We start from the raw sequence: 20371 nt of genomic DNA on the forward strand, positions 1-20371 counted from the left end.
GCGAAACATCGCACGAAGAAAATGTGGTGTTCATTTTCGAGGATCTCGCACCCTCGGACTTCAATCAACTTTTCATTGAAGATTTTTTACTCAAAAATGGGATGTCTGAAGGTCAATTTTTGACTTTCAGGACAGCCCCTTTTAACTTATGCTTTTGGATTCCAAATGGATTTCAAGCGGGTAAGCTTCACTTCTTCAAAGGCCACCTCTCCGCCAACGGAATAGACCTGCATGGTAAAGTCTTCATCAAACGGAAAGAGAAGCTCTGTCATCATCAACTCCCCATCACCCGCAAACAGTTCCAGCGAACAGGTGTCCAAAATCAGCTGGACGTGGTGATCGGTGTGCTGGCGGGTGGCCACCGCTGCATCCAGGCTCGGAAAATGCTCGGAAAAATCAATCGCTCCGCTTCTGCGGCGGTCCACACTCCACTGCCGGTTTACCCGGCTGTAGGTTACACATGTTTCAGTTTTTTCCCCTTTTCGAAGAACAATGCCCCATTCCTTCGTATCAGGAGCTATATTTTTCGGTTTCAGCTTTAATTCAAACAGCTCGTCCTTGCTTGGAAACACAAACGGCTGCTCATCTTTCACGACCACATTTTCATACGTGTTCAGCTTTTCTTCCTTTATATTGTCAAACTCTTTAACGACTTTTTGAGTCAGGCACCAGCCGCTCTCGGTCATTTTCAATCCAAGCTCCCTCGGCAAGGACATCGCGCTTCGCCACGGATCGGTAGGCACTTCATTGGCGTACTGCCAGTTACTCATCCAGCCAATCCAGATTTTTCGCTCTACTTCCGTGTTGCTCCAGGAAACTGCCGCATAAAAATCCTTTCCGCCATCCGCCCAGCGAATATCGGCCGGTCCCTCATCCGGGTGAAAAGCTTTGCCGTCAAACTCGCCGACAAAATACTGTGTTGCCGATCCGCCATTTGGCCCGCCGGGATTGATGCTCACGATCAGCACCCACTTTTTCGTGTCAGTTCCATCCACCTTCAGTTGAAACAGATCCGGGCATTCCCAAACTCCTCCATGAGCACCAAAATCATTTCCAAACGACGACAGGTACTCCCAGTTAATCAGATTGGATGACTCGTAAAATTGGATCTCGTCACCCGCTGCCAGGCACATGATCCATTTGGCATTTTCCTGGCTCCAAAAGACTTTCGGATCTCGAAAGTCCTTCATACCGGGATTAGCGATAACCGGGTTCTGGTCATATTTAATCCAAGTCCGCCCCCTGTCATGGCTGTAGGCCAGGCTTTGTTTCTCGTTGTTTTCCTCGTGCTGGGTGTAAAAGGCTACCAGGACATCCTCTTCTCCCTCTTTTAATCCGCTCGTATTGTCACGGTCAACAACGGCACACCCGGAAAAAATCATGCCAAGTTCATCCGGATACAACGCCACGGGAAGCTCTTCCCAGTGGATAAGGTCCGGGCTCACCGCATGGCCCCAGTGCATCGGACCCCACACCGTGCTTTCCGGATGGTACTGATAAAACAAATGATATTCCCCATCGTAATAAACAAGACCGTTCGGATCGTTCATCCACTTTTCCTTTGGCGAAAAATGAAACTGCGGCCGGTAAGGATGGTTGTACATGAAAAAACCTCCGTTTTTTTATGGTATGTATGCTTTCCCTTATCTTACAATACCTTTCCACCATTTTTTTATTAAAAAGAAAAAGGCCTCATGTAAGAGACCTTTATCTGTTAAAAAATCATAAATAACACAACTGCCAATATTACTCCAAGCAGGGGAACAACAACCGTCAAAGCGCCAAAAGCCGGGTAGGCGTCCTTATGTTTCTCACCGGCAATCGCCCTGATTGTCGTGACCACATACCCCCCTTGAGGAAGGGAGTCCAAAGATCCTGATGAAATGGCGGCAACCCGGTGAAGTGCGTCAGGATTGACACCCATGTCGAGATAATGAGGGGCCAAAAGAGGCAGGGCGATGCTCTGTCCTCCGGATGAAGATCCTGTAAGACCAGCGATAATACAAACCGCTATTGCCCCGCCAATAAGCGGACTTCCCGGGATATTCGTCATTGCATCCACTGCATGTGAAAATGCAGGGGTGGCCTTGGCTACACCTCCAAAACCAACAACTGCCGCAGTATTGGCAATCGCAATAATTGCGCCAATCGTCCCTTCTGTAATCGCTTTCGAAAAATCGATAAAGTACTTTCGATTAATAAGATAAACCGAAATACATCCTCCCAGCAGTGCAATAATTAATGCGGACTGGGCAAGAGACTTGTGAAACGAAAATGAAATACCCAGTACAATAAGCAAAGGGATGCAGCTCAGATAAGGATTGGGCAGCTTCTCCCGCACTTGAGTTGAATCAGTCTCCCGGGATTCGAATCTTTCTCCCCGTGAGATGGCTTTTTTAATCATTTTTTTCAGCCACCAGTAACCAAAAATCATCATAAAAACGGCGACAACCAAGCTCACTTCCCAGCCAGCATAAGGTGTCGTACCCAAAAACTCAATGGGAATCCAGTTTTGAATTTCCGGCGAACCCGCACTGGTCATGGTAAACGTCGTTGAGCCAAATCCGAGAGCAGCAGGGATAAACCGCCTCGGCAGGTCTGCTTCTTTAAAAAGGCTTAATGCCATGGGATACACGGAAAAGGCAACAACAAAGAGACTAACTCCGCCGTATGTGAGCACCGCGCAGGCAATAACAACAGCAAGCGCCGCCTTCTTCACACCAATCCGGTCGGTCACCCATTTGGAGATGCTGTCCGCGGCCCCGCTGTCTTCCATCAGCTTGCCGAAAATGGCGCCGATTAAAAACATAAAGTACCAGGACGCGATAAATCCAGTAAACCCACCCATATAGTTCGTCACAAAATCTGGTTCATTTTTGTCTGCAAGCTGCGGGAAAAGCGGCAACCCGCTCGTAATCGCTACAATAAATGCAGATAGCGGCCCTGCAACCAACAAGTTCATTCCAATCATGGTAAGCAGAATCAACAGCGCAAGCCCGCCAATCAAACCAATCATACTCAGCATAACTTTCCTCCTGTAAAGACTTGGCCTGTCAGCGTCTGTCTTTAACCGAAGCACGTTCTATGAGGCATCCATCCACAAAATTCATTTCGGGTTTCTCCTGCTGTCCGCTAATATCGTCCAGCATCAGTTTTACCGCCTGTTGAATCATTTCATCCACCGGCTGCTTCCAGGTGGTCAAGGCATATGATGACCAGTCCGCCATTGTCACATTATCAAATCCAATGACCGAGATATCTTCAGGGATCCGGTATCCGGCAGTAGTCAAATAATCAATGGCACCAAATGCCATAATATCGTTCGCGCAGAATAACGCATCCATTTTCTCATGATGCTTCATTAATTTTTTCGCAGCAGCAAACCCGCCCTGATATGTGAAGGCGCCGTCCTCCATCGGGATCGATTCTATTCCCTGCTTTTGCAGTGTATCCATGAACCCCCTGCTCCTGTCCAGGGATGTGGACGTATTGGCCGGCCCGGAGATGAAACCCAGCTGCAGGTGGCCGGTATCCAAAAGGTATTGGCCGATCTTCTGACCTGCGGAAAAGTTGTTGCAGATAACGGCATTACTCATAGAATCGCTAATATAGCGGTTAAACAGCACAACAGAAATGCCATTTCGATTGAGTTTTTGAACCGCCGCTGAGGTTAAAAGCGCATCAGTGATAATCACGCCTTCCACACTATACTCAATCAGCTGGCTCACTTCATGTTCCTGGATCTCATCATTCTGGGAATTGATAAACATGATCTGATACCCTTCTCCCGACAGCCTGCTGTAAAATTTCTCAAGCACCTCAGGATAGAAAGGATTTTGCACATCACGCATAACAATGCCAATAATTCTTGATTGATTGGTAATCAGCCCTCTGGCGATCGCATTGGGCTGATACCCCAGCTTTTCAGCTGCATCCAGGATCAATTTTCTTTTTTTAATTGAAATGCTCGCATTTTTACTAAACGCTCTGGAGACGCTCGATTGGGAGACTCCTGCCAACCGGGCGACATCCATCGCTGTCACTTTTTTATTCAAAATAGTATTCCTCCTGCCGATCTAGACAGAAAAGATTATATCAGATTTTTGCCTTATCTTTGCCATAGCGTTTTACACGCAGATCTGCCTGCGCTTTGTGACCCATGAATCCTTCCAGCTCACAAAGGCGGGATGCGTATTCCCCGATCTCTGCACTCGCTTCAGGTGCCACCCGCTGATACGTGCATGTCTTGAGGAACTTCCCTACCCACAAGCCGCCGGTATAGCGCGCCGCCTTTTTGGTAGGCAATGTGTGGTTGGTGCCGATCACTTTGTCCCCGTAAGCCACATTGGTTTCTTTGCCAAGGAAGAGCGCCCCAAAGTTAGTCATGTTCTCTAAAAAGTAGCTCGGGTCTTCTGTTAGCACTTCAACATGCTCGTACGCCAATTTATCCGCTTCAACAACCGCTTCTTCAACAGAGTCCACCACGATGACAGAACCATAATCATTCCAGGATACACTGGCAATATCGGCTGTTGGGAGAACTTGCAGCTGGCGTTCTACTTCCTCCAGTGTTTCTCTGGCCAATGTTTCAGACGTCGTAATCAAAGCGCTTGGAGATGTTGGTCCATGTTCAGCCTGTCCAAGCATATCGGTCGCGATCATTTCTGCATCCGCTGTTTCGTCCGCAATAACAAGTGTTTCTGTTGGTCCGGCGAACAAGTCGATACCCACTCTTCCGAACAGCTGGCGTTTCGCTTCAGCTACAAATGCGTTACCCGGTCCTACAATCATATCCACCGGTTCAATGGTTTCCGTACCGATCGCCATTGCAGCCATCGCTTGGATGCCACCCAGAAGATAGATTTCATCTGCTCCTGCCAAATGCATCGCTGCCACAGTTGCTGCAGGAATCTCTCCTTTAATTGGAGGTGTGCAGGCAATCACTCGTTTGACGCCTGCCACTTTTGCAGTAAGAACACTCATGTGAGAAGAAGCAACCATTGGATAACGTCCGCCTGGAATGTAGCATCCCACGCTGTTTACCGGAATGTTCTTGTGACCGAGCACAACGCCAGGGAGTGTTTCCACTTCAAGATCCTGAAGTGATTCCTTTTGTTTTCGGGCAAAATTCCGGATTTGTGCTTGTGCGAATTTAATATCCTCAATCACCTGGAAAGGCACACTGTTTACGATATCCTGAATTTCCTGTTCACTTAAGCGGAAGGATTCCGGTGACCACTTGTCAAACTTCTCGGAAAGCTCACGAACCGCCTTATCTCCATTTTCTTCCACATTTTTTATAACTGAGCTTACGGCGTCCCTTACTTTGGAATCCGCTTCTTGTACTTCCTGATTGGATTTTCCTTCTTTTAAAAAGTATGCCATGGTATTTTCTCTCCTTTTTCATTTTTGAATACGTATGCAAAAAATTATATGGCTGTCCAGCCGCCATCCACTTTGATCGTTTCTCCTGTCACAAACTTTGAGACGTTTGATGAAAGATATAGTGCAGCGTTTGATATATCCGAAGGTTCCGCCAGTTCTCCAAGCGGAATCCGGCGAAGCACATCTGCCTTGAAGGCTTCATCCTTAAACATTTTTCCGGTCATCTCTGTTTCGATAAACGTTGGAGCAACCGCATTAACATTGATTTTATGCTGTGCCCATTCTACAGCCAGCGCTTTTGTCATCTGCACCATACCCCCCTTGCTCGCACAATAGGCTGCACGGTTGAAATACCCGACAAAAGCCATTTGGGAGGCAATGTTCACAATTTTTCCCGCTTTTTTGGGTACCATGATTTTTGCTGCCGCCTGACTGCAAAAGAATGCACCCTTAAGGTTAATATCCAAAATACGGTCCCAGTCCTCCTCGGTGACCTCAAGCGCCGGTTTGGCGATATTTATGCCAGCATTGTTGATCAGGATATCAATCGTTCCCAGTTCTGCAGCTGCATAATCAACCACCCGCTGGACTTCATCCACCGCACTTAAATCACCAGTAATATAGCCGCATTGAGTTTGATGCTGTTTCATTGCTTGTGTGGTTTCAGCCAAATCCCTTTCATTACGTCCCACGATTACGACGTTCGCTCCATGCTCGGCAAAAGCCAGCGCAATCTCCCTTCCAATCCCTTTTCCGCCTCCGGTCACAAGGACCGCTTTGCCTTCAAGATCCGGAAAGTATTTCATGATTTGCCTCCCATCACATGATCAGCCGCCAGATCTTCCTTCAAGTAACGGATCAGTTCTTTTTCACGTTTCAGTTGAATCTCCACTGAAAACGACTCATCCCACTTGTAAAAACCTTCCCCCGTTTTCTCGCCGAGCTTTTCCTTCTTCACCAGTTCCTTTAAAACAGGAAGCGATTCTTCGGCAGAAGACAAATCGCTGAACAAATAGTCGGAGATCGAAGAAAACACATCCAAACCACCAAGGTCTGCTGACTGCAGGGGACCGGTAACCGGGAGCCTGCGGCCAATACTGTAAGTGACTGCCGCATCTATATCTTCTTTGGATGCAGCACCCGTTTCCAGGAGATACTGCGCTTCGCGGAACAACGCATATTGGAGCCGGTTGCCAATAAAGCCTGGCAATTCTTTTTTGACTTCAATCGGTTTCTTCTTCATCTGATGTAAAAGATCAAAGCTGCGTTTCACCGTATCATCGTTTGTCTTCTCTCCGCGCACCACCTCAACAAGAGGAATCAAGTGAGCCGGATTCCAAAAATGAGTAACGACAACCCTCTCTGGCAGACGCACTTCTGAAGCAATCGAAGTTGGACTTAAGCCGGAAGTGTTGCTCGCAAGGATAACATGTTCACCACATAAACCATCCAGTCTGGTAAACACTGATTTTTTTAATTCAAGATTTTCCGGGACGGCTTCAATGACAAAGGTTGCACCTTTGACTGCCTCTTCGATAGAGATGGACATGGTAATGCGGCCTCTGATTTGCTGAGCTTCTGAACCACTGAACAAGCCATGGTCCTCCAAAACATCCAGCTTCCTCACAAGGCTTTTCCAGCCTGCCTCACAGTTTTGTTCATCGATTCCCTGCAGGGTCACATCCATTCCCGCCCATGCGGCATTTAATGCAATGGAATGCCCCATCGTACCACAGCCAAGTACCGTTAATCTTTCCACGTAATCACCAACTTTCTGAATAATCTTGTTTTTGAATACGTATGCAAAATTTATTTTAAAGGAATCAGCAAGAAATGTAAACGCTTTTACTTATAAAAAAAGAATAATGAACACCATGTGTCCATTATTCTTTCTCCTCTTTTTTATCTGATTCCGGACCTTCTGGTAATTCAGAAGCTTTTTCCTTATCTTCTGCCAATTGCTCCAGACGGTTGATCCGTTCCTCCAGCTGGGCTCTTTCCTCGGCAGCCATAAGCCCTTTGGAAGAATAATAAGGATCCTTTTCCCACCAGTCCATTCCAATCTCTTTTGCTTTATCAACAGAGGCAACCAGCAGGCGAATTTTAATGGTCAGCAGGTCAACATCGGCAAGCGATATTTTAATATCACCGGCAATGACCACTCCCTTGTCGAGTATCTTTTCCAATATTTCAAGCAGATTACTAGATTGTACAGGCTGTTGAACGGGCATGGCTTTTCTCTCCTGTCCTTATGTTATAGCAGCTTTCCAAGCGGTCCCAGCTCGATGTTAAGATCTTCATGCTCAAGTCCGAAAATCACTTTAAGCTCCAGCATTTTTTCTTCCAGCCTCATGAGCGTCAGACCAAGCTCCTCGAGTTGGTCATCCGACAGCGAATCGTTCTCCACTTTTCGCATGGCCTGCCTTTCCATCAGCTGGCGCAAAAGCTCTATTATAGTGAGCACCAGTTTGGCCAATCCCTGTTCTACATCCGATTTATCCAGAGATAAGCGTTCCACGATCCACCGCCTCCTCGATGATTTTACGGCTGCTGTTTTCAAAGGCACTTTCTATGGAAGAAATAAGAAGCTTCAGATCTACGATGATCAAATCAATATCTGCAATCGAGATTAAAATTTCACCTCGGATGACCACTCCCGTGTCAATGATGCCATCAAGAAGATCCAGCAATGTCACTTCTTTATTTTCAAAAGGGGAAAATTGCTTCATTGCGCGTTATCCTTTTCCAGTTTGGAGAAATGATACGGCGGCCAGGGGCCGGTCACATGAAAAAGACAGCCTTTTTCCTTCATATCTTCCTCAATGCTTTCAATGGCTTTAAAAAATTTATCATCATCCTCTTTTTTTATCAGGACATCGCAATTTGCAACCATCTCTTCAGTTACATCCGTCATATCTCTTCCCCAGTTTTGCCGCAGAAGCTGTGCAGTCATCATGGGTTCCAGCCGGGTGATTGCTTGAAGCCAGAGTTCGTTTTTCTCCCGTTCTAATTCGGTCTCGACCAGCATGGCGAGCTTCTTTTTCATTAGAAATTGCTTCCCTTTGGGCATGGCCCCCATTTCCTGTTCCAACGATACCACGGATGGATTTTTATGCTGAACAAAATCTCTCAAGAGTTCAGGGCTGCAGAACATCTTGATATTCCATTCCTCTTTCCCTCTCAAATAGTCTAGTTTTCGCAAGATATCATCATGCTGGTTCGTAAGTAAGGTTTGCAGCTTGTTGTCCTGTTCAAAGATCGTGCAGAACGACATCGGCAATAGCGGGAACTGGAGTTGAAAGAAGGCAACGGTCTCATGATGATGAAAGGCCTGCTTCTTCAGCCAAGCGGCGTCCTTCACCTGCCGGTCGATCTGTTCCTGACAAAACACTTCCCCGTCCACTTCCGTCAGGACCGCAGCTAAATCATTGTACATGCTGATTATTACAGGCAGGCCGCCGATTCCTCTTAATTCCGGCTTTTCCGTTTCACCTATATCTGTTGCTGCACAAATACCATACACATAGAGAAAGGTTGTTGCTGTTTGGGCCATGCCTTCTCCTCCTCACCCCGGCAGTGTTTTAATTCTGCTTTTCACGTTCTTTGGCGATCCTGTACCGATCCAGCAATTCCTGCTCCCTGGCCAAATAGGACTCTTCATCGATTTGCTCCATTTCAAACATCGTATGAAGCTGTATCAGCTCCTGCTGGAGATGCGGGATACTGTACAGCTCCTCATCCACTTCCTGCTGGATCTTCTCTCCCAGCTTGATAATGGAGCGAATGGGAAGAGTAAAGAGTTTATGAATCATGATGATCCCTCAATTCTCAGCCGTATATTTACAAAGTTATACGCCGGCCATGGACCTGTGTATTTAAAATCCGCTTTATCTTTCCATACTTCATAAATTTCGTTAACTCTCTCGTCGAACTCCGCTTCACTGTTGCGATCAATTAAGAAGGCCGCATTCAAAAACACTTTTCCCGGAATCGTGTCATTCTGCTTCCCGGCAGCAGTGAGCCCTAAGAGCGGAAGGTAAATTTCCTTTTCCACCTGTTCCTGAAGCTGGAGGATAAACAATTGTGCCCGTTCCCCCATCTGAATACGATCATAGAAAGCAGAAGGTGCCTCTAAATCCTGTGACGTATTCTTCCACTCGAGCAAAACTGGATCTTTTTTCATTTCATCGTCGATCCATTCCTTTTTCGGGATGACCTTTAAGCCGACTTCAATTTTATTCTCAAGATGGGAGAACAGTTCGGTAAAATCTTTTTTCAGGTGTTTGGTAATGAGAAGGACATCCTTCTCGGAATGAAACACATTGCCAAAACTCATGGGAATCAGGCTGTACTGTTTCATGACTTCTGATATGACATTCTGATGGGTCAACAGGTTTTGACGGCCGGGAAGCACCTCCCCATCCACCTTGCATACCACCATGGCGATCGTATCCAGATGGATGGTGTAGACTCCGGATTTTCTGCCATTAAACTCTGCCTGGCCAAATGACTTCTTTTCTTTTTCCGTTATCGCACAAAAAACATAAATTCCTTTTTCCGTGCTCACTTCGGTTCATCCTCTCTCTGCAATTCCTGCAGGATCAGTTCCTGCACCGTTTCTTCCTCTTCATCGGGGAAAAAAGGCTGAACATGATGGGTCAGTACATCGAGACAAAGCTGCTGATACAGATGGTTTTTTGGATGAATTTTAATAGACGCTTTTTCGGCTATAGAAGCAATCATGAAGGCTGCCCTCATACTGGGACTGCTGCCGTTGCCGTAGGCTCGCAGCCGGTTAACAAAATGAACAATCAATCCTGCTTCTTTTTCAGTAATACCTGTTTTCTTTCGGATAATAGCCATTTCTGTTTGTTCGTCACAAAGATCCAGACTGATGTTAATCAAGCGGTCAATCAATGCGTCCTGTGTATGAAACGTTCCTGCATATTCCTCCGGGTTGCTTGTGAATATCATGCAAAAGTCCGGATGGCATGGAATGGCGGTAACTTTTCCGTTTCCATAAACAGGGAGAACCCTCTCCTCCAGAAGAGATAAAAATATATTATTCGTTTCCGGGCGCGAACGTGTAAATTCATCGTAAATTACCACATGTCCCTTTTTAACCGCCTCAACCAGCTGCCCCTGCATCCACAAAGGTCTGACTTCCTGTTCCTTCTTATAAACAGAGTGGACATAGTTGTCGATTACTTCCTTTTTGCTTACACCCATATAGTGGCCGATCAGATCCTTGTTGCTGAGCTCGTGATGTCCCCTTATCACTGTTACCGGCCTGTCCAGCTGTTTGGCAATATAAAAGGCAAGACTGGTCTTGCCTACCCCTGATGGTCCGGTAAAATGAACAGGAAAACCTGTCTGTAAATACAAGAGGGATCTGGACACAAGCGGATGGTAAAAAGGGACAGCGAGAAATTCATCCTGTTGATTTGTCATTCCTCATCGCTTCCTTTCATTGATCGATTAAAAAAACCAAGGCGCAAAACAGCCTTGGCTTTTCCGAGTCTGTATTAAAGTGGTGCAGGCTCACTGTCTTCTTCCTTTGGTTGAAGAAGGCCTACTGCTTCAGCATACCGAAGCCAGGTATCGACACTCGCAATGACAATACGGGCATCAATCGTTAGCAGCTCGATTCCAACCAAGGAAACCCGGGCCCATAGATCAATAACCACACCTTTATCCAAAATACGGTCGATAACCTCTGCTAAGCTGGAAGAGTCTACACTTTTTTGAATGGCAGCCATGCAATCCCCTCCTTTCATCGGTCGAGAATCAAGGGGAATTTCTTTAGCTTATTCTGTATTTTTGCTTCTGGTGACGGCAAACCCCTTGCCACAGCAACCAGCTTCCTCCGTATAGTACGAAGTAAAATAGTATATGTTTGCTAGATTTAGGAGGATTGGACAAACGTTTACGAGATTGAAAGATTTTATAATAAAAGCGTTGTGCCAAGGTGAGAGCGGACAGTAAATTCGTTGTTTCGGAAAGACAGAAAAAAACAACCTTTCAGCTGTTTTTTCACAAATATTATCTATTTTTATATCTTCAAATCTCTCTTTTGGTAAGCCATAAACGTCAGGATGAGAGTGCCCAGAATGATAACGGCGGACAGCCCGATATACACCCCTTCAAATCCTGTATTGCCCATAAGCTTTTTAGCTTCGAAATATTTAAAAGGCGTGAGGTAGCGAAGGGCATCCAGCTTGTCGTTCAGTTCAATCGCTACCGATAAAATATATGTGATGATAAGAAGGCCTGTGGCTATGGATACTGTCATTTTGGGACGGTGGCAGACGGCAGCCACTGCCATTCCCACTGACAGAAAAATCAGCTGCAGGATTAACATACCTGTCATCAATCTTCTAATCCCACTTAAGTCTGCTGAAGGTTCGTAGTAATTCACCATCCCGACCGATAAACCGTATGTCACAAGATTAAAAAGGAAAAGCAGAATGAGAGAAGCCGCAAGCTTGGAAGCAACAATCCTCGTTCGGGATACCGGTTTGACCATTAGAAATTCAGACGTTTTATCCCGCTCTTCTTTTGCTATCATCGTGGAGCCAAGCAGTGCAGCATGAATGGCAGCCATAAGAACCAGATAGGAAAACAGCATTCCAAAATACCCTGTGATGGTGGTTAAATCCAGCGAGCTCAATCCAAAAATGGCCTGCAGCGATTTCGGCATCGCTCCAAAGATCTCGTTCACAGTTTGGCCTGTGCTTTTCATCGTGTCATACTTGCTCATTCCGGACACAACCATAAAAAGAAGGCCAACCATCCACCAGATCATGGATTTCCGACTATTCCTCAACTCTCTCCAAAAGATGTTCACCGTTTACACCTCTTTTAAATCCACCTACACCGTGTGGATGTCTTTTTTCACAAACAAAAGGCAGCCCGCTCCAACAGCCACAGCAATGAGGGCGGCTCCCATGCCCAGATACAGGGGTTCATATGCTGAGTGCTTCATTATATAGGGCAGATCAACATACTTGAACGGTGTGAGGTAGCGGGAGGCTTCATCACCGATCGCCGAGCCGAACATGCTGATGATAAAAAAAGCAAAAACCGTACCGAGCGATACCGGGAGCACCGAACGAATCTTTGTGAATAAGGCAGAGACAAAAAACCCAAGCGCCGCAAATATAAGCTGCACAAATAAATTAGCAGCTGATATGAGGAAAAAGGCGCTCATATCAAAGTCCTCTACTGCCACCGCCTTCGCCATCATATAAGATACGGCAACAAACACCAGGTTGGTGATCACCAGGATCGCAAGCACAGCAAATAGTTTGGAGATCATAATTTTCACCCGTGTCACCGGTTTGGTTAAAATGAATTCCGCCGTTTTCCCGCTCACTTCCTTTGACAGGATTCCAGTTCCCAGATTCATCGCCTGAATGGCACCACACAGCATGATATATAAGAAGAAATAGCAGTAAAATCCAAGCAATGAGGTGATGCTGTTGATCTGCACACCCAATGCCTTTAAAACACCCTCCGGATAATTTTGCAGCACCTTGATAAATTGATCGCCATCCTTTTCTATGGATGGATACATCGAGAAAAACAAAACCGTCACCGCCACAAGCGAAAAGGTCCAGATTATCATGGGGCGCCGGTTCTCTCTAAGCTCGTGCAGGAACATGTTCACCTTGAACATCCTCCTTTTCATAATAATGAAGAAAAATTTCTTCCAGGTCGGGTTCATCCACCCACAGGTTAGCAAGCTGTACTTCCACAAGTCTCCTCATGATCAGATTGATATCCCCGCTGTATAAAAAGCTGATCCGGTTTCCCTCTTCACTTTCGATTTTCGTAACGCCATCCAGGGCAAACAGTCCGGCATCGACGGGCACTTTGGTTTCAATTCTGATTTTCTTGTGGTTTCTTTCCTGCAGGGTGCTGATTTTTTCGACCGTAATCAATTTTCCTTCCTTTATAATGGCGACGCGATCACACATCTTTTGCACTTCACTGAGAATGTGGGAGGAAAAGAGAATGGTGGCTCCTTTTTGGTTTTCTTCTTTTAATAGTTCAAAGAACGTTTGCTGCATTAATGGATCCAGCCCGCCCGTTGGTTCATCCAGAATAATGAGCTTCGGTTCGTGCAGCAATCCCTGGACAATCCCTACCTTCTTCCGATTTCCATAAGACAGGTCATCGATTCGTTTGTTCAGGTCCAAATCCATTCTCTCTGCCAATTCACGGATTCGCTTTTTGCAGTCCTTTTGGTAAAAGCTGGCCGAGTAATGGAGAAGGTCCTTTACCTTCATCTTGTCGTAATAAAATACCTCCGACGGCAAATATCCAATATGCTTTTTAATTTCAGGCCCATACTTTACAACGTCCTTTCCGAAAATGGATGCACTGCCGCTCGTCGGGTAAATGATGGACAAAAGAGTTCGAAGCGTAGTGGACTTGCCTGCACCATTTGGGCCAATAAAACCAAAGATCTCCCCTTCCTTTACAGAAAAGGTAATGTCCTCGATTCCTCTTGACTGGCCGTATCGTTTGGTTAACTGATTCAGTTCAATCACGTTCATGGCAGCAGCCTCCCGTCATTTGTAAAATGCTTGTTTAAACATTTCAATATAAGCTTTCGATTCAGCAAACACCTCATCATAATCCAGTTCCTGCTGTTTCAATTTCGCTTTCATAAAATATTCTTCACTCAGTCCCTGGAACGCCCACATCATACTTTTTATGGCTTTCGGAAGATCCAGGTCATCCCGGAACCGAGAATGGTCAATCCCGTCAAACAGCCATGTCGAACTGCTTGCTGTGAACTCCTTAATCCGGCTTTGAAAGTCGCTTCGAATCTGCTCCGACTCCTCCAGCATCACCTTTTCAAAAAAGCGAAAAATATCGGGATACGTTTGAAGCAGTTCTATTTTGATCAGCGTCATGTCATGAAGCCTTTTAAAGAAGTCGGGCTCCTCCATAACCGTTTTTTTATAAAAATCCTCCATTACGACCTCCACACAGTGGTCAAACAAAAACAGGTAGAGCGTTTTCTTGTTTTTGAAATAATGAAACAGCAGTCCTTTCGATATGCCTGCCTCCTTCACAATTTCATTGGTCGATGCGTGGTCATACCCTTTTTCTACATATACTTTGATTGCAGCATTTAAAATTTTGATTTGTTTCTCGTCATCGAGACTGAAAAATTTAGAATTCAAGAGCAGCACTTCTTTCATTTTTTCATTTTATTGACCACTTGGGTCAACATCAGTATATGCTGATTGACCACTCCGGTCAACAACATCTTTTCGACATGATCTGCTCACGAAAGAGAGGTCGTCTTCTGCAAGAGGACCCCACTGAAAAGTTGATTGGAGTGTAAGGTGCGAGATCCTCGAAAATGAACTTCACCTTTTCTTCGTGCGATGTATGTAAAGCTGGCTAAGCATTCCTTGTCCAGTGGGAAAAGCGGGACAGATGAGACCAAGGAGGCGCTTGCGCCGGTAAGGGAGGCGCTTGCGCCGGTAAGGAAGGCGTTCGCGCCGGTAAGGAAGGCGTTCGCGCCGGTAAGGGAGGCGTTTGCGCCGATAACGCTCAGCCCCCGCCAAAGCGAACATCATGGAACGGAAATCGCCGACTCTCATGAGCCACCTTTAAAAACGCAAAAACACCCATCCTTTTTTTAAGGATGGGTGTCTATCACATTATCTTCCACGCTTCCATCTGGGGAGTTTTGGTTCTTTTACCCGGATGAAGCGGATGATGATGAACAGCATGTAAATGGCGAGGGCCAAATAGAAAAATACGGGAACTTTTTCAAATCTCGCTTTGGCCAAAAGGTAGAACATATAGAATAAGAACAGGGTAACAATAACACCGTTTTTGGGCAGCTTGATGTTTTTAAAGCTCGGTATCTTAAGGGTACTCACCATCAGAACAGCCAATCCGTAAAAGGCAAGAAGAAATACCCATAACGGAATGGTTTTTACGAACAGTACCAGGAATGTAACAATTGCACCTGCGAGGGTAATCGGAATGCCGGTAAACCGTTTCAGTGATTCCTCTGATGAGGTTACATTGAAACGTGCAAGCCGGTACGCTCCAAACACAGGAAATATGCCCGCCATGGCTACACCATAAATATAATGGAAGTCCGCCAAATACGTATGGGCCGCTAAAAACGCCGGAGCGACTCCGAAAGAAACCACGTCTGCAAGGGAATCCAATTCCTTCCCCATCTCATTGGTTACTCCGAGAATTCTGGCCACCCTGCCATCCACCGCATCAAGCATAATGGCAATAAAAATCAGGATGGTTGCGTTTTTGCTGTCGCCGTCAATAATATAGCCGATCGAAAAAAAGCCGCAATAAAGGTTTCCGAGCGTAAGCAAATTGGGTATATGCTTCTTCATGTAGCACGTCCTTTGTATGTAAACTATACCCTTCTATACTAATGCATTTCATGGAATTTACAATTCCTTTTCCTATAATATACGGCTAATTTCCTACTTCCATTACAATTTTATTTTATTTAATAAGGAAATAAACGTTTCCATTTCTTCCTCTGTCAATTCTTCAAATGCTTTTTCATAAAAACCCTGCAGAACTTCTTCCATTTTCTCCGCCATCCGTTTTCCTTCAGATGTGAGGGACAGATAGACGATTCTTCGGTCTTCACTGCTGTGGGTCCGTTTCACCAGCCCGCGGTTGATCAATTTATCACTCGTAACAGAAATGTGGCTGTTGGTCACATGCAGATGATCCGCAATTTCAGATACCATCTGATCACCAAAGCAGTTCAACACTTTCAGCACTGCATACTCATTATAAGGGATATAGTCTTTGAGCAGCGGATGAAAACAAGACCTGATCTTCTTGGTCCGATTCCGGTAACTTATCACTAAATCCTGTACGAGCTTTTCTCTGGTTTTCATATATAAGATCTCCTTGCTTTTGAAGCAGAAAATGGCTGAAGCAGAAGCTTACTTCACCTTCGCGCGGATGCCTGCTTCTATTTTTTTCAACAAACGAATGTATTCTTCCTGTTCTTCTCTTTCCAGCGTGGAAAGCATCTCCATCCAAAAATGGTCCCTTTTTCTCAAAATCGTTTCCATTAGTGCCTTTCCATCCTCGGAAAGAATAATCCACACAACACGCCTGTCCTTTTCATCACGTGTCCGCTGAATCAGCTTGTCATCCTCCAACTGGTTAAGAAGTGTGGTCGTGGCCCCGGAAGTCAACCTCATTTTGTTCGATATATCAACAACCATGCACTTATGGTTCTCAAAGAGCATTTTCAGTACGGAGTATTTAGTTGCGGTTAAGCTATATGAGAATTCCTTCATTTGGTCTTCGATAAATGCACGCCGCAATTGAAAGAAGGTATCATTGATCTTGTCCAGCTCATTAATCTTCTTTTGCATTTGTTCGTTCATACCCTTTCCCCCTTGCCTTCCTTTGTTCAATATAATGGTAAATAACACTCAAAAATTTAAAGTATATATTTATTGTGCCCATCATTTCTTTGTGGTAAAGTGTTTACTTAGACAATACCTTTATCATAAAGTATCTTTACTAAAAAGTAAAACTTTGAGGAAAAGGTATATCTCATAAATAGTTAATTGTATGATACAGTTAACAATATTAACCATTAAGGAGGAAAACTAAATGTCAAGAGGCCGATTGCTCATGACCAACATCGTCGCATTTGTTGTGGTACTTGCTTTAATCGCAGGAGGAGCGTACTACTATATTCAAAATAACAACTATGTGACAACCGATAACGCGAAAATATCAGGTGATCTTCATACGATCACAGCTCCTGCCGACGGAAAACTTTCCGCATTTAATCTTGAAGAAGGAAAAAAGGTTTCCAAGGATGATGAGCTAGGAAAAATTTCCGGAGCTGAAAAATCAATGTCCGTCAAAACTCCAGCTGATGGAACCATTATCAAAAAACAAGCCAACAACGACCAAATGGTTCAAGCTGGCCAAACACTTGCAAGCGAAGTAGATATGGACTCACTTTATGTGATTGCCAACATTAAAGAAGATGAACTAAAAGATATCGAGGAAGGCGACCAAGTAGACGTTACTGTAGATGGCGATGACGATACCACCATTGACGGAAGTGTTGAAAAAATTGGTTATGCAACAAACTCTCTATTTTCTTTAATGCCAAAATCCAATGATGACGGCAATTATACGAAAGTAACACAAACTGTACCGGTTAAAATTTCTATTACAAATTCTTCAAATAAGGTTTTACCAGGTATGAACGCTGAAGTTAAAATTTCCAAGAATTAATTTTTAATTAACTTATTACTTCCGAAGAAAGGAGGAAGAATGAATGACAGATGAATTACAACAACCCAAAGATGCACATGGAATTAAAAGATTTATTCCTTTGCTGGTCATCCTCATGGTCGGATTGTTCCTTGCCATCCTGAATCAGACATTGCTGAACGTGGCCATTCCCCACTTGATTACGGAATTCGGTGTTTCAGCCAATACTGCGCAATGGTTATTGACCGGCTACATGCTCGTCAACGGAGCGCTTATTCCATTATCACCGTTCTTGATTGAACGTTTTGCGGTTCGGCGCTTGTTTTTATTCGCGATGTTTTGTTTTACCCTTGGTTCATTGATTTGCGGTATAGCTACAGGTTTTCCGGTTATGTTAATCGGTCGTTTAATACAGGCGGTTGGCGGTGGTGTTCTCGCTCCGCTCGTCATGACCATCATTCTGTTTATCTTCCCGCCTGAAATCCGTGGCCGTGGTATGGGTATCTTTGGTCTTGCTATGATGTTTGCTCCGGCCGTTGGTCCAACCCTTTCAGGTTGGGTGGTACAAAATTATGACTGGCACCTTCTTTTCACAGGAATGGTTCCTCTGGGAGCAATTGTTCTGATATTTGCTTTTTTCAGCCTGAAAGACATTCAGCCTGCCAAGAAAGTAAAGGTGGATGCACCATCGGTCGTTACATCACTGGCCGGAATGGCGCTGCTGCTATATGGTTTCAGTGAGGCAGGAAATGACGGCTGGGATGATGCTGTAGTACTTTCTACCATGATTGCAGGTGCGGTCTTGCTCGCGATTTTTGTTATCCGACAGCTTCGCATCGAAAAACCATTGCTGGATATGCGCATTTTCAAATACAGCATCTTTTCACTATCCAGTGTTATTAACGTCGTTTTAACAATCAGCTTGTTTTCAGGGATGTTCCTGCTTCCGATCTATCTGCAAACCATCCGTGGATATTCTCCATTGGATTCCGGTCTGCTTTTGCTGCCGGGTGCATTGATCATGCTGGTCATGTCCCCTGTTTCAGGTACTCTTTTTGATAAAGTAGGGCCTCGCCCTCTCGCTATCTTCGGTATGGCGATTACAACAGCAACAACGTATTATTTTACGAAGTTAACAATGGACACACCCTATACATTTATTGTGGTTCTTTACATGTTCCGAATGTTCGGCATGTCATTTCTGATGATGCCGATTATGACGGCTGGTTTGAATCAGCTGCCGAAACATTTGAGCAGCCATGGTACATCCATGTCGAATACGCTCCGTCAGGTCAGCGGATCAATCGGAATCAGCTTAATTACAACCATTTTTACAAACCGTACAACGTTCCACGTGAACGAAATGGAAGGTGCAATGAACACAGCCGATCCGTTCTTTATGGCATCCTTCCATGAATTTGTACAAAAAGTAGCAATGACCTTGCATCTGCCTGTCTCACAGGCACAGTCACAAGCTGTGCAGATTCTGGCCGGGAGAGCAAGTCAACAGTCAAGCATTGCCGGCATTAATGATGCGTTTATCTGGGCTACCGTTATTTCGGCAATCGGTCTTGTGTTGAGCCTGTTCCTTCGTGACGTACGTAAGGATAAAGCCAATGTTTCAGCCCCTGAACAAAAGAAGGAAGAAGTTCTTCTTCTGCCGGCACCTAAAAACGTATCCTGACGCATTACTTTACTAAATGGAGGAATGTTTGATGAATATATGTGTAGTCTATGATAGTGAAGGCGGACATACTCAATCTCTTGCAGAAGCGATTGCGCGCGGAGCAGAGCAGGTGGAAGGAGCCACTGTTTATCTACAGCATGTGGATGAAGCAGATGTCTATACCCTTCCCGAAATGGATGCCATCATCTGGGGTTGTCCCGGACATTTTGGCACCATCAGCTCAGGATTAAAAACCTGGATTGATAAACTTGGCTATTTATGGGCCGAAGGAAAATTAATCAATAAAGTCGGTGCTGTGTTTTGTACCACTGCGACCACACACGGTGGTTTGGAAGCCACCCTGCTTAATTTGATCACACCGATGCTTCACCAGGGAATGATTATTGCAGGACTTCCTGGCAATATCCCTGAAAACGCGCTGTATGGTTCGTATTATGGAGTAGGAATAACATGCCCGATTGAAGGGAATGAACTTATTACAGAAGATGACCAGGCACTTGGCCGGGCATTGGGAGAACGTGTAGCCACAGTAGCACGACAATTTACAGAACGGTAGGTGATGAAAGATGCTCCCGATTTTACTGATTGCAGTTGCCGTGATCTTGATTGTTGTTTTGATTGTGATTAACACGAGGGCGTTTTCATCCCGCAACAAAGAGGATTCTCCTGTCGAAGAACCGAAACAGTCTCCAGACACAGATCAGCCCGTTGGGGATTTTCTCAGGGAAGAAACGTCAGCAGCTGTTGATCAGCATCAAGAGCAAGAGCCGGCTGCTCCATCATCACCAAAGGGCAGCGCACAATCGCCTGAAAAAGATCCCAATTCCATGGGTGACGATGAATACCGCAAAGCCCTGCAAAAACTAAAAACCAAGCCTTCTCCTGCTGCTCCTGCAGAGCCGAAGGAGAAGCTGTCCATGAAGGACAATGATTACCGTAACGCTCTGAAATCCATGCAGCAAAAACGGGATACTGAAAAGCCATAGAATTTTCTATGGCTTTTCTTCCATCTTTTTTAATCTATATGATACGAGG

At 45.2% G+C, this 20371-nt stretch carries 26 protein-coding genes; 5 read left to right on the top strand and 21 right to left on the bottom strand.

Translation table 11 applies throughout. From position 1 onward, the window contains the following. Positions 1-146: 146 nt before the first annotated feature. From DMO16_RS25190 to DMO16_RS13090, 18 genes are all read right to left on the bottom strand, one after another. On the bottom strand, positions 147-1604 hold the full coding sequence (locus tag DMO16_RS25190; protein ID WP_129477888.1) for a glycoside hydrolase family 32 protein: 1458 nt from the start codon (positions 1602-1604) through the stop codon (positions 147-149). A 110-nt stretch (positions 1605-1714) separates the two neighbouring features. After that, positions 1715-3025 carry a GntP family permease gene (locus DMO16_RS13010; RefSeq protein ID WP_061974572.1) on the bottom strand — a complete coding sequence of 437 codons (1311 nt, stop codon included), beginning with the start codon at positions 3023-3025 and terminating at the stop codon, positions 1715-1717. Between the two features lie 28 nt (positions 3026-3053). After that, positions 3054-4055: a LacI family DNA-binding transcriptional regulator gene (locus DMO16_RS13015; protein WP_241840565.1), complete on the bottom strand. Its 1002-nt coding sequence runs from the start codon at positions 4053-4055 to the stop codon at positions 3054-3056. A gap of 40 nt (positions 4056-4095) precedes the next feature. Further along, positions 4096-5385, bottom strand: a complete 1290-nt coding sequence (gene hisD / locus DMO16_RS13020; protein ID WP_129477892.1) for a histidinol dehydrogenase — start codon at positions 5383-5385, stop codon at positions 4096-4098. 44 nt (positions 5386-5429) lie between these two features. After that, entirely contained in the window at positions 5430-6191 is a 762-nt protein-coding gene (locus DMO16_RS13025; RefSeq protein ID WP_129477894.1) for an SDR family NAD(P)-dependent oxidoreductase, read from the bottom strand. Further along, entirely contained in the window at positions 6188-7144 is a 957-nt protein-coding gene (locus DMO16_RS13030) for a 3-hydroxyacyl-CoA dehydrogenase family protein (RefSeq protein WP_129477896.1), read from the bottom strand. The genes DMO16_RS13025 and DMO16_RS13030 overlap by 4 nt, the downstream gene beginning before the upstream one ends. Before the next feature lie 124 nt (positions 7145-7268). Then, the gene (locus DMO16_RS13035) at positions 7269-7616 is read right to left on the bottom strand and encodes a gas vesicle protein (protein WP_129477898.1); all 348 of its coding nucleotides are present in this window, start codon (positions 7614-7616) and stop codon (positions 7269-7271) included. A gap of 23 nt (positions 7617-7639) precedes the next feature. Beyond that, a complete protein-coding gene (locus DMO16_RS13040; RefSeq protein WP_240482413.1) occupies positions 7640-7903 on the bottom strand; it encodes a gas vesicle protein K in 264 nt (87 codons plus the stop codon). Continuing rightward, positions 7881-8114 (bottom strand): gas vesicle protein, encoded by a 234-nt coding sequence (locus DMO16_RS13045; RefSeq protein WP_129477902.1) that lies wholly within the window; start codon positions 8112-8114, stop codon positions 7881-7883. The genes DMO16_RS13040 and DMO16_RS13045 overlap by 23 nt, the downstream gene beginning before the upstream one ends. Further along, positions 8111-8938 carry a GvpL/GvpF family gas vesicle protein gene (locus DMO16_RS13050; RefSeq protein ID WP_129477904.1) on the bottom strand — a complete coding sequence of 276 codons (828 nt, stop codon included), beginning with the start codon at positions 8936-8938 and terminating at the stop codon, positions 8111-8113. The genes DMO16_RS13045 and DMO16_RS13050 overlap by 4 nt, the downstream gene beginning before the upstream one ends. 28 nt (positions 8939-8966) lie before the next feature. Then, positions 8967-9197, bottom strand: a complete 231-nt coding sequence (locus DMO16_RS13055; protein WP_061974588.1) for a gas vesicle protein GvpG — start codon at positions 9195-9197, stop codon at positions 8967-8969. Further along, on the bottom strand, positions 9194-9952 hold the full coding sequence (locus DMO16_RS13060) for a GvpL/GvpF family gas vesicle protein (protein ID WP_129477906.1): 759 nt from the start codon (positions 9950-9952) through the stop codon (positions 9194-9196). Before DMO16_RS13060 ends, DMO16_RS13055 begins: the two co-directional genes overlap by 4 nt. After that, positions 9949-10836 (bottom strand): gas vesicle protein GvpN, encoded by an 888-nt coding sequence (gene gvpN, locus DMO16_RS13065; RefSeq protein ID WP_129477908.1) that lies wholly within the window; start codon positions 10834-10836, stop codon positions 9949-9951. Before gvpN ends, DMO16_RS13060 begins: the two co-directional genes overlap by 4 nt. Before the next feature lie 74 nt (positions 10837-10910). Beyond that, positions 10911-11144, bottom strand: coding sequence for a gas vesicle protein GvpJ (gvpJ, locus tag DMO16_RS13070; protein WP_061974594.1), 234 nt, complete (start codon positions 11142-11144; stop codon positions 10911-10913). Positions 11145-11437: 293 nt separating this feature from the next. Next, positions 11438-12232 (bottom strand): ABC transporter permease subunit, encoded by a 795-nt coding sequence (locus tag DMO16_RS13075; RefSeq protein WP_129477911.1) that lies wholly within the window; start codon positions 12230-12232, stop codon positions 11438-11440. A gap of 24 nt (positions 12233-12256) precedes the next feature. After that, the gene (locus DMO16_RS13080; RefSeq protein WP_241840675.1) at positions 12257-13048 is read right to left on the bottom strand and encodes an ABC transporter permease subunit; all 792 of its coding nucleotides are present in this window, start codon (positions 13046-13048) and stop codon (positions 12257-12259) included. After that, positions 13029-13946 (bottom strand): ABC transporter ATP-binding protein, encoded by a 918-nt coding sequence (locus tag DMO16_RS13085; protein WP_129477915.1) that lies wholly within the window; start codon positions 13944-13946, stop codon positions 13029-13031. The genes DMO16_RS13080 and DMO16_RS13085 overlap by 20 nt, the downstream gene beginning before the upstream one ends. A 15-nt stretch (positions 13947-13961) precedes the next feature. Next, entirely contained in the window at positions 13962-14600 is a 639-nt protein-coding gene (locus DMO16_RS13090) for a TetR/AcrR family transcriptional regulator (protein ID WP_241840567.1), read from the bottom strand. A gap of 189 nt (positions 14601-14789) precedes the next feature. On the opposite strand from DMO16_RS13090, the gene DMO16_RS24595 reads away from it, so the two are divergent. Continuing rightward, entirely contained in the window at positions 14790-15050 is a 261-nt protein-coding gene (locus DMO16_RS24595; protein ID WP_206738102.1) for a hypothetical protein, read from the top strand. Between the two features lie 18 nt (positions 15051-15068). Here DMO16_RS24595 and pssA read toward each other — a convergent pair whose 3' ends face one another. The 3 genes from pssA to DMO16_RS13105 form a co-directional block, all read right to left on the bottom strand. Then, positions 15069-15776, bottom strand: coding sequence for a CDP-diacylglycerol--serine O-phosphatidyltransferase (gene pssA, locus DMO16_RS13095; RefSeq protein WP_061974604.1), 708 nt, complete (start codon positions 15774-15776; stop codon positions 15069-15071). 102 nt (positions 15777-15878) lie between these two features. Next, entirely contained in the window at positions 15879-16298 is a 420-nt protein-coding gene (locus DMO16_RS13100; RefSeq protein ID WP_061974606.1) for a MarR family winged helix-turn-helix transcriptional regulator, read from the bottom strand. Positions 16299-16346: 48 nt separating this feature from the next. Beyond that, positions 16347-16799 (bottom strand): MarR family winged helix-turn-helix transcriptional regulator, encoded by a 453-nt coding sequence (locus DMO16_RS13105; protein WP_129477919.1) that lies wholly within the window; start codon positions 16797-16799, stop codon positions 16347-16349. Between the two features lie 232 nt (positions 16800-17031). On the opposite strand from DMO16_RS13105, the gene DMO16_RS13110 reads away from it, so the two are divergent. Genes DMO16_RS13110 through DMO16_RS13125 form a run of 4 tightly spaced genes read left to right on the top strand, consistent with a single transcriptional unit; the run spans position 17032 to position 20322 of the window. Next, positions 17032-17670: an efflux RND transporter periplasmic adaptor subunit gene (locus DMO16_RS13110; RefSeq protein ID WP_129477921.1), complete on the top strand. Its 639-nt coding sequence runs from the start codon at positions 17032-17034 to the stop codon at positions 17668-17670. Between the two features lie 43 nt (positions 17671-17713). After that, on the top strand, positions 17714-19333 hold the full coding sequence (locus DMO16_RS13115; RefSeq protein ID WP_129477923.1) for a DHA2 family efflux MFS transporter permease subunit: 1620 nt from the start codon (positions 17714-17716) through the stop codon (positions 19331-19333). A 31-nt stretch (positions 19334-19364) separates the two neighbouring features. Continuing rightward, entirely contained in the window at positions 19365-19892 is a 528-nt protein-coding gene (locus DMO16_RS13120; RefSeq protein ID WP_129477925.1) for an NAD(P)H-dependent oxidoreductase, read from the top strand. 10 nt (positions 19893-19902) lie between these two features. Continuing rightward, complete coding sequence (locus tag DMO16_RS13125; RefSeq protein WP_129477927.1) at positions 19903-20322, top strand: hypothetical protein; 420 nt, start codon at positions 19903-19905, stop codon at positions 20320-20322. Positions 20323-20371: the final 49 nt, after the last annotated feature.

It is taken from the genome of Fictibacillus sp. S7, from assembly GCF_004127935.1.
GTDB lineage: Bacteria > Bacillota > Bacilli > Bacillales > Fictibacillaceae > Fictibacillus_C > Fictibacillus_C enclensis.

Bases quoted from the DNA above. Each gene is read 5' to 3' on its own strand.
- pssA (WP_061974604.1), bottom strand. From the start codon at position 15,776: ATGAAGAAGCATATACCCAATTTGCTTACGCTCGGAAACCTTTATTGC.
- DMO16_RS13115 (WP_129477923.1), top strand. From the start codon at position 17,714: ATGACAGATGAATTACAACAACCCAAAGATGCACATGGAATTAAAAGA.
- DMO16_RS13125 (WP_129477927.1), top strand. From the start codon at position 19,903: ATGCTCCCGATTTTACTGATTGCAGTTGCCGTGATCTTGATTGTTGTT.
- DMO16_RS13090 (WP_241840567.1), bottom strand. From the start codon at position 14,600: ATGAAAGAAGTGCTGCTCTTGAATTCTAAATTTTTCAGTCTCGATGAC.
- DMO16_RS24595 (WP_206738102.1), top strand. From the start codon at position 14,790: ATGTATGTAAAGCTGGCTAAGCATTCCTTGTCCAGTGGGAAAAGCGGG.
- DMO16_RS25190 (WP_129477888.1), bottom strand. From the start codon at position 1,604: ATGTACAACCATCCTTACCGGCCGCAGTTTCATTTTTCGCCAAAGGAA.
- DMO16_RS13035 (WP_129477898.1), bottom strand. From the start codon at position 7,616: ATGCCCGTTCAACAGCCTGTACAATCTAGTAATCTGCTTGAAATATTG.
- DMO16_RS13025 (WP_129477894.1), bottom strand. From the start codon at position 6,191: ATGAAATACTTTCCGGATCTTGAAGGCAAAGCGGTCCTTGTGACCGGA.
- DMO16_RS13120 (WP_129477925.1), top strand. From the start codon at position 19,365: ATGAATATATGTGTAGTCTATGATAGTGAAGGCGGACATACTCAATCT.
- DMO16_RS13100 (WP_061974606.1), bottom strand. From the start codon at position 16,298: ATGAAAACCAGAGAAAAGCTCGTACAGGATTTAGTGATAAGTTACCGG.
- hisD (WP_129477892.1), bottom strand. From the start codon at position 5,385: ATGGCATACTTTTTAAAAGAAGGAAAATCCAATCAGGAAGTACAAGAA.
- DMO16_RS13105 (WP_129477919.1), bottom strand. From the start codon at position 16,799: ATGAACGAACAAATGCAAAAGAAGATTAATGAGCTGGACAAGATCAAT.
- DMO16_RS13055 (WP_061974588.1), bottom strand. From the start codon at position 9,197: ATGATTCATAAACTCTTTACTCTTCCCATTCGCTCCATTATCAAGCTG.
- DMO16_RS13050 (WP_129477904.1), bottom strand. From the start codon at position 8,938: ATGGCCCAAACAGCAACAACCTTTCTCTATGTGTATGGTATTTGTGCA.
- DMO16_RS13080 (WP_241840675.1), bottom strand. From the start codon at position 13,048: ATGTTCCTGCACGAGCTTAGAGAGAACCGGCGCCCCATGATAATCTGG.
- DMO16_RS13010 (WP_061974572.1), bottom strand. From the start codon at position 3,025: ATGCTGAGTATGATTGGTTTGATTGGCGGGCTTGCGCTGTTGATTCTG.
- DMO16_RS13110 (WP_129477921.1), top strand. From the start codon at position 17,032: ATGTCAAGAGGCCGATTGCTCATGACCAACATCGTCGCATTTGTTGTG.
- gvpJ (WP_061974594.1), bottom strand. From the start codon at position 11,144: ATGGCTGCCATTCAAAAAAGTGTAGACTCTTCCAGCTTAGCAGAGGTT.
- gvpN (WP_129477908.1), bottom strand. From the start codon at position 10,836: ATGACAAATCAACAGGATGAATTTCTCGCTGTCCCTTTTTACCATCCG.
- DMO16_RS13085 (WP_129477915.1), bottom strand. From the start codon at position 13,946: ATGAACGTGATTGAACTGAATCAGTTAACCAAACGATACGGCCAGTCA.
- DMO16_RS13045 (WP_129477902.1), bottom strand. From the start codon at position 8,114: ATGAAGCAATTTTCCCCTTTTGAAAATAAAGAAGTGACATTGCTGGAT.